Origin of the sequence: Crossiella sp. CA-258035 (genome assembly GCF_030064675.1) — a bacterium.
Taxonomy (GTDB): Bacteria; Actinomycetota; Actinomycetes; order Mycobacteriales; family Pseudonocardiaceae; genus Crossiella.
In genome coordinates, this window is sequence record NZ_CP116413.1 from 6,001,426 (window position 1) to 6,015,009 (window position 13,584).

Sequence of the window (13,584 nt, forward strand, 5' to 3'; positions counted from 1 at the left end):
GAGCAAGTGTGCGCGTTGGGTGGCTTGTCCGATCCGGCGCGCGCCCTACGGTGAGCTGTGTGGACACGACGACGTTGACCTCGGTGATCGACGGCAAGGCCGTGCGCGGCACGGACTACCTCTCCCGCAACCCCGCCGAGCCGGCCGACGTGGTCGCCACGGTCCAGCTCGGCGGCGCGGCGGACCTGGTGCACGCCGCCGAGGTGGCCCGCGCCGCGCAGGCCGAGTGGGCCGCGGTGCCCGCGCCGGTGCGCGGCCGGGTGATCGCCAACCTGGGCAGGCTGGTGGAGGCCAACCAGGAGACCCTGGCCAGGCTGGTCACCAGGGAGATCGGCAAGCCCTTCGCCGAGGCGCTGGGCGAGGTGCAGGAGATCGTGGACACCTGCGACTTCTTCCTCGGCGAGGGCCGCAGGCTGTACGGGCAGACCGTGCCCAGCGAGATGCCGGACAAGCAGCTGTTCACCTTCCGGGCGCCGGTCGGGGTGGCCGTGGTGATCACCGCGGGCAACTTCCCGGTCGCGGTGCCCTCCTGGTACCTGGTGCCCGCGCTGCTGTGCGGCAACGCGGTGGTGTGGAAGCCCGCCGAGTACGCCGCGGCCAGCGCGGCCGCCTTCGCCGAGCTGGCCTGGCGGGCCGGGGTGCCCGCGGGCGTGCTCGGGCTGGTGCTGGCCGACGGACCGTCCACTTTCGACGGTCTGCGCACGGCGCTGGCGCGGCGGCTGGTGGACAAGGTCGGCTTCACCGGCTCCAGCGCGGTCGGGGAGCGGATCGGCGAGCTGTGCGGACGGCACCTCCAGTCGCCCTGCCTGGAGCTGGGCGGCAAGAACCCGATGGTGGTCACCGAGGACGCCGACCTGGACCTGGCCGTGGACGGCGCGCTGTTCTCCGGCTTCGGCTCGGCCGGGCAGCGCTGCACCTCGCTGGGCACGGTGATCGTGCACGAGGACGTGCGCGCGGAGTTCACCCGCCGCTTCGACGCCGCGGTGCGCGCCGCGGTGGTCGGCGAACCGGACGGCCCCGTCCTCTACGGACCCTTGCTGGACCAGAAGTTCGCCGACTCGTATGAGTCCACATTGGACTGGATCCAGCCGCACCACACCGTGCTCGGCTCCACCGGGATCGGCCGGATCAGCGCGGACAACCCGCGCGAAGGCTTCCACGGCAAGGCCGGGAACGGGCTGTACTACCACCCGGTGGTCGTGGACGGGGTGCGGCCGGACGACCGGATCTTCCTGGAGGAGACCTTCGGGCCGATCGTCGGCATCACCGGCTACCGCGAGTTCGCCGAGGCGGTCGAGCTGGCCAACGCGCCCGGCTACGGCCTGTCCTCCTCGATCTACACCACCGATCCGGCCAAGGCGTTCCGGTTCCGGCAGGGCATCGGCGCGGGCATGGTGAGCGTGAACAACTCCACCTCCGGCGCGGAGGCGCACCTGCCGTTCGGCGGCAATGGCCGCTCCGGCAACGGTTCCCGGCAGTCCGGCATCTGGGTGCTGGACCAGTTCACCCGCTGGCAGTCGATGAACTGGGACTTCTCCGGCAGGCTGCAGAAGGCGCAGATGGACGTCACCACTGTGGAGCCGGAGCTGGGCTACCGGCTGCCCGAGCACTGGGCCGGGCGGTGACCGGCCGCGCCCCGCTGCCCGCCGCGGCCGACGTGGTGGTCATCGGCGGCGGGGTGATGGGGGTCAGCGCGGCCTTCCACCTGGCCGAGGCCAGGGCTGAGGTGCTGTTGCTGGAACGGGACGAGCTGGGTTCGGGCAGCACCTGCCGGGCCGCGGGCGGGGTGCGCGCGCAGTTCTCCGACCCGGTCAACATCGAGCTGGGCAAGCGCAGCCTGGCCGCGTTCGAGAACTTCGCGCAGCGGCCGGGCGGGGAGATCGACCTGGCCCAGCACGGTTACCTGTTCCTGCTGGACAACGCCGAGGACGTGGCCGCGTTCGAGGCCAGTGTCACCGTCCAAAATGGACTTGGCGTGCCCAGCAGGATGCTCGAACCCGCTGAGGCGAAACGACTCTCCCCGCTGATCGACACCGACGGGCTGCTCGCCGCCGCCTACTCCCCCACCGACGGCCACTGCACCCCGGAGGCCGTGGTGCAGGGCTACGCGCGGGCCGCGCGGCGGCACGGGGCGCTCATCCGGCGGCACTGCGCGGTCACCGGCATCGACACCGAGGACGGGGAGATCCGCGCGGTGCGCACGGACGAGGGGGCCGTGCGCACCGCGACGGTGATCTGCGCGGCCGGGGCCTGGTCGGCCGCGGTGGGCGCGATGGCCGGGGTGGAGCTGCCGGTGCGGCCGCTGCGCAGGCAGATCCTGGTCACCGAGCCGGTGCCGGACCTGCCGCCGGAGCTGCCGATGACCATCGACTTCGGCACCAGCTTCTACTTCCACGGCGAGGGCGCGGGGCTGCTGGTGGGCATGTCGGACCCGGACGAGGAGTTCGGTTTTCACCTGTCCCGCACCGACTCCTGGCTGCCCAGGCTCAGCGCCGCGGTGGCCAGGCGGGCGCCCGCGCTGACCGAGGTGGGCATCGCGCACGGCTGGGCCGGGCTCTACGAGGTCACCCCGGACCACAACGCGGTGGTCGGCGAGGCGGAAGGGGTGCGCCGGTTCCTCTACGCCACCGGCTTCTCCGGTCACGGTTTCCTGCAGGGACCGGCGATCGGCGAGGTGCTGCGGGACCTGGTGCTGGGCCGGGAGCCGGTGGTGGACGTCGCCGCGCTGGACGTCCGCCGGTTCGCCGGGGCCGGAGTCCGGCCCGAACACAACTGCGTCTGAGAGGAACCTCGGTGGACCTGCACGAGTTCGACGAGTGGGGCCCGGAGAAGGTGGTCAGCGTCTCCGACTCGCGCACCGGGATGCGCGGCGTGCTGGTCATCGACAACACCGCGCGCGGCTCCGGCAAGGGCGGCACCCGGATGGCGCCCGGGGTCACCGTGGCCCAGATCGCCCGGCTGGCCAGGGTGATGACCTGGAAGTGGGCCGCGGTGGACCTCTTCCACGGCGGCGCCAAGGCCGGCATCCGGTGGGACCCGGCCAGTCCGGACAAGGAGGCAGTGCTGCGCGCCTTCGTCCGCCGCCTGGCCGACCAGATCCCGTCCAGCTACGTGGCCGGGCTGGACATGGGCATGACCGAGGCGGACGCGGCGATCATCCAGGACGAGCTGGGCGACCGGGGCGCCGCGGTGGGTGTGCCGGAGGAGCTGGGCGGGGTGGCCTACGACAAGATCGGCGTCACCGGGCACGGGGTGGCCGAGTCGGTGGACGCGGCGCTGGCGCTGCTGGGCCGCCCGACCGCGGGCGCGCGGATCTCGTTGCAGGGCTTCGGCGCGGTCGGTCTGGCCGCGGCCCGCCGCCTGCACGAGCTGGGCGCGGTGGTCATCGCGCTGTCCACCAGCGAAGGCGCGGTGCACGATCCGGACGGCCTGGACGTGCCGCACTGGCTGGCGCTGCGCGCCGAGCACGGCGACACCTGCGTGAAACTGGCTCCCGCGCAACGGATTCCGGCCGGAGCGGAGCTGCTGGTGGACTGCGATGTGCTCATCCCGGCCGCGGTGCAGGACGTCATCGACGAGCCGACCGCGGCCCGGATCCGGGCGAACCTGGTGGTGGAGGGCGCGAACCTGCCCACCAGCCCGGCCGCGGAGTCCGCGCTGGCCGAACGCGGGGTCACCGTGGTGCCGGACTTCATCGCCAACGCAGGCGGCGTGGTCGCGGCCGCCTTCGCCATGGACGCCCGCTACTCCCCGTTCCGGCCCGATCCGGCCGCGATCATGGCCACGGTGGCGGCGAAGATGCGGGCCAACACCGAGCTGGTGCTCACCGAGTCCCGCCGCACCGGCGTGCTGCCCAGGGCCGCGGCGATGCGGCTGGCCCAGGACCGGGTGCGCACCGCGATGGCGTTGCGCGGCCGCCTGCCCCGCTCCCGGTAGGCAGAATGACGGCCATGGCGACGATCTACCACAACCCGCGGTGCAGCACCTCCCGCAACACCCTCGCGCGGCTGCGTGAGTCCGGCGAGGAGCCGACCGTGGTCGACTACCTCAAGACCCCGCCGACCCGCGAGGAGCTGGCCAAGCTCATCGCGGACGCGGGCCTGACCCCCGCGCAGGCGGTGCGGCGCAAGGAGAAGCTGTTCACCGAGCTCGGCCTGGCCGAGGCCGATGACGAGGCGCTGCTGGACGCGATGGCCGAGCACCCGATCCTGATCGAGCGGCCGTTCGTGGTCACCGGCAAGGGCACCCGGCTGGCGCGGCCGATCCAGAACGTCGAGGAGATCCTCTAGCCGCCTTCGGCCAGGCGCTTGATCGCGTTGAGTCGGCTGTCCCAGTCGGCGGCGACCCGGCGCAGCCACTCCGCGGTGACCAGCAGCGCCTCCGGGCGGACCGCGTAGCGCACCTCCCGGCCCTGCCGCCCGCCGGTGACCAGCCCGGCCCGGTCCAGCACCACCAGGTGCTTGACCACCGCCTGCCTGGTCACCGGGAGGTGCTCGGCCAGGGTGGTCGCGCTGGCCGAGCCGAGCCGGGACAGCCGCTCCAGCAGTTGCCGCCGCAGCGGGTCGGACAGGGCCACGATCACCTCGTCGACCTGGTCGGTCATCCCGCGAGCTTCTCCGCGTAGGCGACCAGCTCGTCCAGCTCGGCCTGCCAGCCACCTACGTTGTCCTGGTACTGCTTGAGCTGCCGGTCCGGGGACACGCCCAGGGACTCGAACCCGGTCTCCACCACGGTCAGGCTGGTCCCCCCGTCCTGCTCGGCCAGGGTGAACTCGACCAGCGAGGTCTTGCCCTCCTCGGCTGGTCCGTCGTCGACCAGGTTCCAGCGGTAGGAGAAGAAGCGCGGCGGCTCCACCGCGACGATGGTGGCCTGGCTGGTGCCGTGCTCGGTCCAGCCGAAGCTGGCCGCGCCGCCGGGGCGCAGGTCGACCTGCGCGGTCTGGCCGAACCACTGGGCGATGTGCTCGGCCTCGGTGAGCACCGACCACACCCGCTCGGGCGGGGCGGCGATGTGGATCTGACGTTCGATGCGGTCCATGTTGTCCTCCTCTAGGCGCAACCCCAGAGTTGCACATGGCCGCTCGGCGCGCAACTCTTGGGTTGCAGATACCACGTAGGGGGTGCGGTGGCCTGTCCGGTCTCCGTAGAGTCGCGCAATGCTCAACCCGATCCATCTGCGGACCCTGCGGGAGTGCGTCCGCACGGGATCCTTCGCCGAGGCGGCGCGCAACCTCGGTTACACGGCCTCCGCGGTCTCCCAGCAGATGGTGCTGCTGGAACGCGCGGTGGGCGCCCCGCTGTTCGAGCGGTCCGCGCGGAGTGTGCGGGCGACCGCGGTGGCCGAGCTGCTGGCCGAGCGCTGCGGCGCGGTGCTGGGTGCGCTGTCCACAGTGGAACGGGAAGCGAAAGCCCTGGTCGCGGGCGACGCGGGCACCTTACGGCTGGCGAGCTTCGCCACCGCCAACGCCAAGGTGTTACCGGTGGCGCTGGCCGCGATCGTGGCCGCGCGCCCCAACGCCGAGGTGCACCTGGACGAGGGCGAGCCGGACGAGGTGCTCGGCGGCGTGCTGGAGGGCACCCTGGACGCGGCGGTGGTCTTCGCCTACGACCTGGATCCCCGGGTGTGGCCGGTGGAGCTGCGCGGCACCGAGCTGCTGGCCGAGCCGCTGACCATCGCCGTCCCGGAGACCCACCGGCTGGCCGGCGGCCAGGAGGTGGACCTGGCCGAGCTGGCCGGGGACCGCTGGATCTGCACCAGAGCGGACACCGCGGGCGCGCGGTCGCTGGGCCGGATGGCCACCGCGGCCGGTTTCGACCCGGCGATCATCTTCCGCAGCAACGACTACGGCGTGGTCGCCGAGCTGGTCGCGCGCGGGCTGGGGGTGGCCATGATGCCCAGGCTGGCCGTGCCGGACCGGGGTGTGCGGGTGCTGCGCCCGGCCGGGTGGCAGGCATTCCGCCGGGTGCTGGTGCTGCACCGCCCGCAGAACAGCAACCCCCTGCTGCCACTGGCCCTGGACTGCCTGGCGCGCTCTTGCGCCGATCTGCGCACCCGCTGGTCGCCCTAGCCCAGCGTGCGCCTGCGTGCGGTGACAGAATCGGTGGCATGACCAAGGCACGTCTGGACACCAACCACGGCAGCATCGTCCTGGAACTGGACGCCGACAAGGCGCCGAACACGGTGGCGAACTTCGTGGAGTACGTGAACAAGGGCCACTACGACGGCACCATCTTCCACCGCGTCATCAGCGGTTTCATGATCCAGGGCGGCGGTTTCGAGCCGGGCCTGAAGCAGAAGCCCACCGGCACCCCGATCAAGAACGAGGCCACCAACGGCCTGAAGAACAACCAGTACACCGTCGCCATGGCGCGCACCGGTGACCCGCACTCGGCCACCGCCCAGTTCTTCATCAACACCGTCGACAACGACTTCCTCAACCACACCTCGCCCACCCCGAACGGCTGGGGCTACGCGGTGTTCGGCAAGGTCGTCGAGGGCCAGGAGACCGTCGAGTCGATCCGCGGCGTGGCCACCGGCAACGCGGGCGGCCACTCCGACGTCCCGAAGCAGGACGTGATCATCGAGAAGGCCAGCATCGTCTGACCCCCCGGTCCCCGACCGGCGCCCCACGACCGGTCGGGGATCACAGGTCACCGGCTGACCAGCAGATCCACCCCCGTCAGCTGCGCGGACAGCCCCCACAACCGCTCCGCCGACGCCGGGTCGACCGCATAGGCCGCGACTCCCCGGCGCTCCTCCAGCGAGCCCGCGACCTCGGCGATCTCGCAGTCCTCCAGGTAGACCCCGCCCAGCCCCGCCAGCTGCGGCGAGGTGGCCGCCCAGACCTGGGTCGCCGCCCCTTCCGGCACGCTCTTGAAGGAAGGGTCGACCGGGTTGCCGTCCTCATCCGCCCACCCGTTGGCGATCTGCTCGGCCAGCGGGATGTGCCGGGCCAGCGGCGTCATGATCGCCCCCGGGTGCAGCGCGAACGCCCGCACCCCGTGCTCCCGGCCGATGGCGTCCAGGTGCACCGCGAAGAGCACATTGGCGGTCTTGCTCTGCCCGTACGCCAGCCACTTGTCGTAGCCGGTGGCGAACTGCGGGTCGTCCCAGCGGATGTCGGAGTAGAAGTGCCCGCGCGAGGACACCGAAACCACCCGGGCCTCCCGCCCGGCCAGCGCCGGCCACAACCGGTTGACCAGCGCGAAGTGCCCAAGGTGGTTGGCCGCGAACTGAAGCTCCCAGCCCGGTCCCACCCGGGTTTCGGGCGAGGCCATCACCCCCGCGCTGTTGACCATGATGTCGATACCGCGACCAGTGGCGAGGAAGTTGTCGGCGAAGGTCCGCACGCTGTCGAGATCGGCCAGGTCCAGCGCGGCGACTTCGGCCTCGTCGCCAAGGGCTTCGGTAGCCAGAATCGGACGGCGGGCTGGCACTACGACGTGCGCACCGGCGGCGGCCAGCACGCGGGTGGTCTCCAGGCCGAGGCCGGAGTAGCCACCGGTGACGATGGCGAGTTTGCCGGTGAGATCGATACCGGCGAGGACTTCGGTGGCGGTGCTGTGCGCGCCGAAACCGGAGTTGAGGGGCTGTTGTGGGGTCGTCATGACAACGACGCTATGACTTGAAGCGCGCTCCAGGTCAAGCGAATCCACAGTGGACAGTGCCCTTGCGCGACAAGGCCCACCCGGGGGTGAAAACCCACAAAGCGGGCCTCTCGTCTTCTCCGTACGGCCTGGAGACTGCTGACCGCATCTCGTCGAGCGGCCCCTGCAACCTACCGCCGCCAAAGCCTCGCAACGTGACGGGGGCCGCTCGACGAGATGTGGTTTGCTGTCGGAAGGTCGTGCGGAGAAGACGAGAGGGTCGCGAGCACGCTGGGTCTTGAGTCGGCAACCCGAACCCCGCCCCGCAACCTGCTCGACCGGCTTTTGACTTGTCACACCCCTCCGGGGGTCTGCCCGTCCGGCGAGGACATTCTTTTGGTTTTTAAAAGCGAAAAGAATGTCCTCGCCGGACGGGCAGACCATCAAAGCAGGGGGAGGATCAAAGGCAGCGAGATGAGTTGCAGACCAGTGCGAGTTTGTGTTGGCGCGCTTTCAGCAGCGTGGGTGGTTCCGCGGGGTCTGGGTGGTTCTGCTTCGACGGCCTTACTAAACCAAACCACATCCCGTCAAGCGCCCCGGTCCCAGCCTCTGGTGCGGTTGGCGGGGTTGGTGGGGCGCTTGACGGGATGTGGTGTGTCTTCTTCAGGCCGTCGAAGCAGAACCACCCAGACCGGCCGCTCCGTTTGCGATCAACGGCAACGGCGTCGCGGAAAGTTCTGCAACATCAACTTACAACGTTGTACACTGGGTGTCTGCGACCGTGTCCTCGACCGTATCGGGAGCCCTGGTTTCGTGACCGCCGCGCACCTCGCTGCAGCCGACCACCCACGCCCGCAGCTCATCCGTGATCCTGACTGGTCCGATTTGTCCGGGCCGTGGGGGTTTGCGCATGACGACGCCGACTCCGGCCTGAGTTCCGGCTGGTACCGGAGTGCTGAGCCGTTCGACCGGACCATCGCCGTGCCCTATCCGCCGGAGTCCAAGCGGTCCGGGATCGGGGACCGGGGGTTCCATCCGGTGGTCTGGTACCGGCGGGAGTTCACCGCCGCTCCCCCGGATCCCGGGCGGGCCTTGTTGCTGCACTTCGGGGCGGTGGACTACCGGGCCACGGTGTGGGTCAACGGGCATCAGGTTGGCGCGCATGAGGGTGGGCATGTTGGGTTCTCGCTTGATGTGACCTGGGCGCTGGCTCAGTCTGGCGCGCAGGTGGTCACTGTTCGGGTGGAGGACTGGCCGCAGGACACCGCGCAGCCCAGGGGCAAACAGGACTGGGCCGTTGAGCCGCATGTGATCTGGTACCACCGGACCACCGGGATCTGGCAGCCGGTGTGGCTGGAGGAGGTGCCCGCGCTGCGGGTGGACTCGCTGCACTGGACGCCGGAGGTGGCTGCCTGCCGGGTGCGGTGTGAGCTGGGGCTCAACACCTGGCCCGTGGAGGCGCACACGGCGGAGGTGGAGCTCCGGTTCGGGGATGAAGTCCTTGCGGTGCAGAGCTTTCGGCTCACCACTCGTGAGCTCCGGTGTGACATCGCCATTCCGGCGCTGCGGAACGCGCAGGACCTGGACCGTCTACTGTGGACTCCGGAGCGGCCGCACCTGATCGACGCCACGGTACGGCTGCTGGGCGCGGACGGGGCGGTGGCGGACAGGGTGTCCTCCTACCTCGGGTTGTCCAGTTTTGGTGTGGCTGACCGGCGGTTCCTGGTCAACGGGCGGCCCACCTTCCTGCGGTTCGCGCTCGCCCAGAACTACTGGCCGGAGTCGCATCTGGCGGCCTCGGCGCAGGAGTTGCGGCGGGAGGTGGAGCTGGCGAAAGCGTTGGGGCTCAACGGGATCCGGGTGCACCAGAAGGTGGAGGATCCCCGGTTCCTGTACTGGTGCGACCGGCTTGGGCTGCTGGTGTGGGAGGAGATGCCGAGCGCGTTCGAGTTCGGCCCGACCACGGCGCAGCGGCTGCTGGCCGAGTGGCCCAGGGCCGTGCAGCGGGACCGCAGTCATCCCAGCGTCATGGCCTGGGTGCCGTTGAACGAGAGCTGGGGTGTGCCGGACATCGGCGTGGACCCGGCGCAGCGGCACCTCGCCCAGGCGTTGTTCCACCTGACCAAGTCGCTGGACCCCTCGCGGCCGACCATCGCCAACGACGGGTGGGAGATCGCCGGGGGTGACTTCTGGGGTGTGCACGACTACCACCAGGATCCGGACACGCTGAAGTCCCGCTACACCAGGGAGAACCTGGACCGGGGGCACTTCACCGAGCGCTGGCCCAACTCGCGGCGGCTGCTGCTGGACGGGGTGGACTACGCGGAGCAACCGATCATGCTCAGCGAGTTCGGCGGGGCCACCTTCACCCCGGCCAACGGGGCGGAGGTCTTCGGCTACGGCACCATCGACTCGGCCGAGGACTACGCGGCCATGCTGGACTCGGTGATCGGCGCGGCGCGCTCCGGTGGGCTGGCGGGGTACTGCTTCACCCAGCTCACCGACACCGAGCAGGAGACCAACGGGCTGCTCGACGAGCACCGCACGCCCAAGATTCCACTCGAACGGCTGCACTCGATCCTGTCCCGCAACCCTTAGACCCAGCCGTCGTTGTGCTCAGCGCGAAGGTCCGTCGGCCTGGGGGACTTGGGCCTGTCCCGGCCCCCGGGCCATGCTGGAAACCCGGCGTGAAACGAGCGGAGAGACGATGCCCGAGCGGATCGACCCACTGGACCTGCTGTCCGCCGACGGGCTGCTCACCGAGGAGGAGCGGCTCATCAGGGACACCGTCCGGCGGTTCGCCGACCAGCGGCTGCGGCCGGTGATCGGGGACTGGTTCGAGCGCGGCTACTTCGACCGGGACCTGGCGCTGGAGTTCGGCAAGCTCGGACTGCTCGGCATGCACCTCCAGGGTTACGGCTGCGCCGGGTCCAGCGCGGTCGGCTACGGGCTGGCCTGCTTCGAGCTGGAGGGCGTGGACTCCGGGTTCCGCAGCTTCGTCTCGGTGCAGGGCTCGCTGGCCATGTACGCCATCCACCGCTGGGGCTCCGAGGAGCAGAAACAGCGCTGGCTGCCGGAAATGGCCGCGGGCCGCGCGATCGGCTGCTTCGGGCTCACCGAACCCGACCACGGCAGCGATCCCGGCAACATGCGCACCAACGCCAAGCGTGACGGTGGCGACTGGATCCTCAACGGCAGCAAGATGTGGATCACCAACGGTGGCCTGGCCGACGTGGCCGTGGTGTGGGCGCAGACCGAGGACGGTGTGCGCGGGTTCCTGGTGCCGCGCGACACCCCCGGCTTCAGCACCCGGAACATCACGCACAAGCTGTCCCTGCGCGCCTCGGTCACCTCCGAGCTGTTCTTCGACGACTGCCGCCTGCCAGCTGACGCCCAGCTGCCCGAGGCCGCCGGCCTGCGCGGGCCGCTGAGCTGCCTGAGCGAGGCCCGCTTCGGCATCATCTTCGGCGCGCTGGGCGCGGCCAAGGACTGCCTGGACACCGCGCTGGACTACTCGGTCACCCGCACCCAGTTCGGCAAGCCGATCGCCGGGTTCCAGCTCACCCAGCAGAAGCTCGTCGACATGAGCCTGGAGGTGCAGAAGGGCTTCCTGCTCGCCCTGCACCTGGGCCGGCTCAAGGACGCCGGGCAGCTGCACCCGCGCCAGGTGAGCATCGGCAAGCTGAACAACGTGCGCGAGGCCATCAAGATCGCCCGTGAGGCGCGCACCATCCTCGGCGCCAGCGGCATCACCCTGGAGTACCCGGTGCTGCGGCACGCCAACAACCTGGAGTCCGTGCTCACCTACGAGGGCACCAGCGAGATCCACACTCTGGTGCTCGGCGAGGCCCTCACCGGCAACCCGGCCTACCGATGACCCAGCCGGTCGACCAGCACTTCCTTGACACGATGAGGAATATGCCCACAGCGCAGTCCACAGTGGACATTGAAGGACTGAGCGCGGACCGGGCGCTGGCCCTGTTCGACGCCCAGCTCGGCAGCCGCCACCTGGACCTCGCCGCGCGCGAGCTGGGCAAGCGCGGCGAGGGCTTCTACAGCATCGGCTCCAGCGGCCACGAGGGCAACGCCGCGGTCGCCGCCGCGCTCCGGGTCACCGATCCCGCCCTGCTGCACTACCGCTCCGGCGGCTTCTACCTCGCCCGCGCCGCCCAGAAACCGGGCTCCAGCCCGCTGCGCGACGTCCTGCTCGGCATCACCGCGGCGGCGGCCGAACCCATCTCCGGCGGGCGGCACAAGGTCTTCGGCCACCGCGCCCTGTCGGTGATCCCGCAGACCTCCACCATCGCCTCGCACCTGCCCCGCGCGGTCGGCCTCGCCTTCGGCATCGAACGCGCCCGGAAACTGGGCCTGCCCACCGAATGGCCCTCCGACGCGATCGTGATCTGCTCCTTCGGCGACGCCTCCGCCAACCACTCCACCGCCACCGGCGCGCTCAACACCGCCACCCACTGCGCCTACCAGAAGCTGCCGCTGCCGGTGCTGTTCGTCTGCGAGGACAACGGGATCGGCATCAGCGTGCGCACGCCGAAGGACTGGATCGCCGCCGCCTACGGCAACCGCCCCGGCCTGCGCTACTTCGACGCCGACGGCGCCAACCTGCCGGAAGCGCTCCGGGTGGCGGAAACCGCTGCCGACTGGGTGCGCACCCGCCGGGCCCCGGCCTTCCTGCGGCTGCGCACGGTGCGGCTGATGGGACACGCGGGCTCCGACGTCGAGTCCGCCTACCGCAGCCAGGCCGAGATCACCGCCGACCTGTCCCGCGACCCGGTCCTGCGCGCCGCGATCCTGTTGGCAGAGAACGGCATCCTGACCCCGGCCCAGTTGCTGGCGCGGTACGAGGCCAAGCGCGCGGAGGTCGCCGCGCTGGCCGCCGAGGCGGTTGCCGAACCCAAGCTGACCTCGGCGGCGGAGGTGCTGGCACCCCTGGCCATCGGCGACTTCCCTGCCACGCCAACGGTTTCCGTGGACACGCCCGCTGCCGAGCCCCGCACCCTGGCCCAGTCCATCAACCACGCCCTCGCCCAGCTGCTCACCGAGGATCCGGCCACCCTGGTCTTCGGCGAGGACGTGGCGGCCAAGGGCGGTGTCTACGGTGTCACCCGCGGCCTGCGCAAGTCCTTCGGCGCGGCAAGGGTTTTCGACACCCTGCTGGACGAGCAGACCATTCTCGGCACCGCGCTGGGCACCGCGCTCTGCGGCTTCCTGCCCATCCCGGAGATCCAGTACCTGGCCTACCTGCACAACGCCGCCGACCAGCTCCGCGGCGAGGCGGCCACGCTGCGCTTCTTCGCCGACAACCAGTACCGCAACCCGATGGTCGTGCGGATCGCCGGACTGGCCTACCAGAAGGGTTTCGGCGGCCACTTCCACAACGACAACGCCCTGGCCGCCCTGCGCGACATCCCCGGCCTGGTCATCGCCGTGCCCGCGCATCCGGCGGAGGCCGCCCCGCTGCTGCACGCCTGCGCCGCCGCGGCCCGCAGGCACGGCGCGGTCTGCGTCTACCTGGAACCCATTGCCCTGTACCACACCAGGGACCTGCACTCCCCCGGCGACAACGCCTGGCTCGACCCGCTACCGGCCGCGCCCATCGGCCTCGGCCGGGCCCGCACGCACGGCGACGGCACCGAGCTGACCATCATCACCTTCGGCAACGGCGTGCCGATGAGCCTGCGGGTGGCGCGCCGCCTCGGCCTGCCCTGCCGGGTGGTCGACCTGCGCTGGCTGGCCCCGCTGCCCGTGGCCGACCTGCTGCGCGAGGCCGAGGCCACCGGCCGGGTGCTGATCGCGGATGAGACCCGGCGCACCGGCGGGGTGTCCGAGGCCGTGGTCACCGCGCTCACCGACCACGGCTTCCGCGGCCCGATCCGCCGGGTGACCAGCGCGGACAGCTTCATCCCGCTCGGACCGGCGGCACAGCACGTGCTGCTGGCCGAGGCACACATCGCCAAGGCGGCGCTGGAACTGCTGGCCTGAC

12 protein-coding genes are annotated in these 13,584 nt (G+C 71.0%); 9 read left to right on the forward strand and 3 right to left on the reverse strand.

What is annotated here, in order from left to right:
• Positions 1-59 precede the first annotated feature (59 nt).
• From N8J89_RS27010 to arsC, 4 genes are read left to right on the forward strand one after another with little or no spacing between them, the layout of a single operon-like run.
• Entirely contained in the window at positions 60-1,625 is a 1,566-nt protein-coding gene (locus N8J89_RS27010) for an aldehyde dehydrogenase family protein (RefSeq protein WP_283659816.1), read from the forward strand.
• Entirely contained in the window at positions 1,622-2,782 is a 1,161-nt protein-coding gene (locus N8J89_RS27015; protein WP_283659817.1) for an NAD(P)/FAD-dependent oxidoreductase, read from the forward strand. Before N8J89_RS27010 ends, N8J89_RS27015 begins: the two co-directional genes overlap by 4 nt.
• 11 nt (positions 2,783-2,793) lie before the next feature.
• Entirely contained in the window at positions 2,794-3,936 is a 1,143-nt protein-coding gene (locus N8J89_RS27020) for a Glu/Leu/Phe/Val family dehydrogenase (RefSeq protein WP_283659818.1), read from the forward strand.
• 14 nt (positions 3,937-3,950) lie between these two features.
• Positions 3,951-4,289 (forward strand): arsenate reductase (glutaredoxin), encoded by a 339-nt coding sequence (gene arsC, locus N8J89_RS27025; protein WP_283659819.1) that lies wholly within the window; start codon positions 3,951-3,953, stop codon positions 4,287-4,289.
• Here the strand turns inward: arsC and N8J89_RS27030 are convergent.
• Together N8J89_RS27030 and N8J89_RS27035 are read right to left on the reverse strand one after the other, a co-directional pair.
• Entirely contained in the window at positions 4,286-4,603 is a 318-nt protein-coding gene (locus N8J89_RS27030) for an ArsR/SmtB family transcription factor (RefSeq protein ID WP_283659820.1), read from the reverse strand. The genes arsC and N8J89_RS27030 overlap by 4 nt on opposite strands.
• A complete protein-coding gene (locus tag N8J89_RS27035; RefSeq protein ID WP_283659821.1) occupies positions 4,600-5,037 on the reverse strand; it encodes an SRPBCC family protein in 438 nt (145 codons plus the stop codon). Before N8J89_RS27035 ends, N8J89_RS27030 begins: the two co-directional genes overlap by 4 nt.
• 118 nt (positions 5,038-5,155) lie before the next feature.
• Between N8J89_RS27035 and N8J89_RS27040 the strand changes: the two genes are divergently transcribed.
• Both N8J89_RS27040 and N8J89_RS27045 read left to right on the forward strand, forming a co-directional pair.
• Entirely contained in the window at positions 5,156-6,067 is a 912-nt protein-coding gene (locus N8J89_RS27040; RefSeq protein ID WP_252484640.1) for a LysR family transcriptional regulator, read from the forward strand.
• Between the two features lie 38 nt (positions 6,068-6,105).
• Positions 6,106-6,603 (forward strand): peptidylprolyl isomerase, encoded by a 498-nt coding sequence (locus N8J89_RS27045; protein ID WP_252484751.1) that lies wholly within the window; start codon positions 6,106-6,108, stop codon positions 6,601-6,603.
• Between the two features lie 47 nt (positions 6,604-6,650).
• On the opposite strand, the gene N8J89_RS27050 is transcribed toward N8J89_RS27045, so the two are convergent.
• Complete coding sequence (locus N8J89_RS27050) at positions 6,651-7,607, reverse strand: SDR family NAD(P)-dependent oxidoreductase (protein ID WP_283659822.1); 957 nt, start codon at positions 7,605-7,607, stop codon at positions 6,651-6,653.
• Positions 7,608-8,399: 792 nt separating this feature from the next.
• Between N8J89_RS27050 and N8J89_RS27055 the strand changes: the two genes are divergently transcribed.
• The 3 genes from N8J89_RS27055 to N8J89_RS27065 all read left to right on the forward strand — a co-directional run bounded on the left by N8J89_RS27055 (position 8,400) and on the right by N8J89_RS27065 (position 13,583).
• Positions 8,400-10,184: a sugar-binding domain-containing protein gene (locus N8J89_RS27055; protein ID WP_283659823.1), complete on the forward strand. Its 1,785-nt coding sequence runs from the start codon at positions 8,400-8,402 to the stop codon at positions 10,182-10,184.
• Positions 10,185-10,293: 109 nt separating this feature from the next.
• Positions 10,294-11,463 carry an acyl-CoA dehydrogenase family protein gene (locus N8J89_RS27060; protein WP_283659824.1) on the forward strand — a complete coding sequence of 390 codons (1,170 nt, stop codon included), beginning with the start codon at positions 10,294-10,296 and terminating at the stop codon, positions 11,461-11,463.
• Positions 11,464-11,504: 41 nt separating this feature from the next.
• Positions 11,505-13,583 carry a thiamine pyrophosphate-dependent enzyme gene (locus tag N8J89_RS27065; protein ID WP_283659825.1) on the forward strand — a complete coding sequence of 693 codons (2,079 nt, stop codon included), beginning with the start codon at positions 11,505-11,507 and terminating at the stop codon, positions 13,581-13,583.
• The last annotated feature ends 1 nt before the right edge of the window (position 13,584 follow it).

Coding starts and splice junctions, on each gene's coding strand:
- N8J89_RS27045 (WP_252484751.1), top strand. CDS start 6,106: ATGACCAAGGCACGTCTGGACACCAACCACGGCAGCATCGTCCTGGAA.
- N8J89_RS27035 (WP_283659821.1), bottom strand. CDS start 5,037: ATGGACCGCATCGAACGTCAGATCCACATCGCCGCCCCGCCCGAGCGG.
- N8J89_RS27040 (WP_252484640.1), top strand. CDS start 5,156: ATGCTCAACCCGATCCATCTGCGGACCCTGCGGGAGTGCGTCCGCACG.
- arsC (WP_283659819.1), top strand. CDS start 3,951: ATGGCGACGATCTACCACAACCCGCGGTGCAGCACCTCCCGCAACACC.
- N8J89_RS27030 (WP_283659820.1), bottom strand. CDS start 4,603: ATGACCGACCAGGTCGACGAGGTGATCGTGGCCCTGTCCGACCCGCTG.
- N8J89_RS27060 (WP_283659824.1), top strand. CDS start 10,294: ATGCCCGAGCGGATCGACCCACTGGACCTGCTGTCCGCCGACGGGCTG.
- N8J89_RS27050 (WP_283659822.1), bottom strand. CDS start 7,607: ATGACGACCCCACAACAGCCCCTCAACTCCGGTTTCGGCGCGCACAGC.
- N8J89_RS27065 (WP_283659825.1), top strand. CDS start 11,505: ATGCCCACAGCGCAGTCCACAGTGGACATTGAAGGACTGAGCGCGGAC.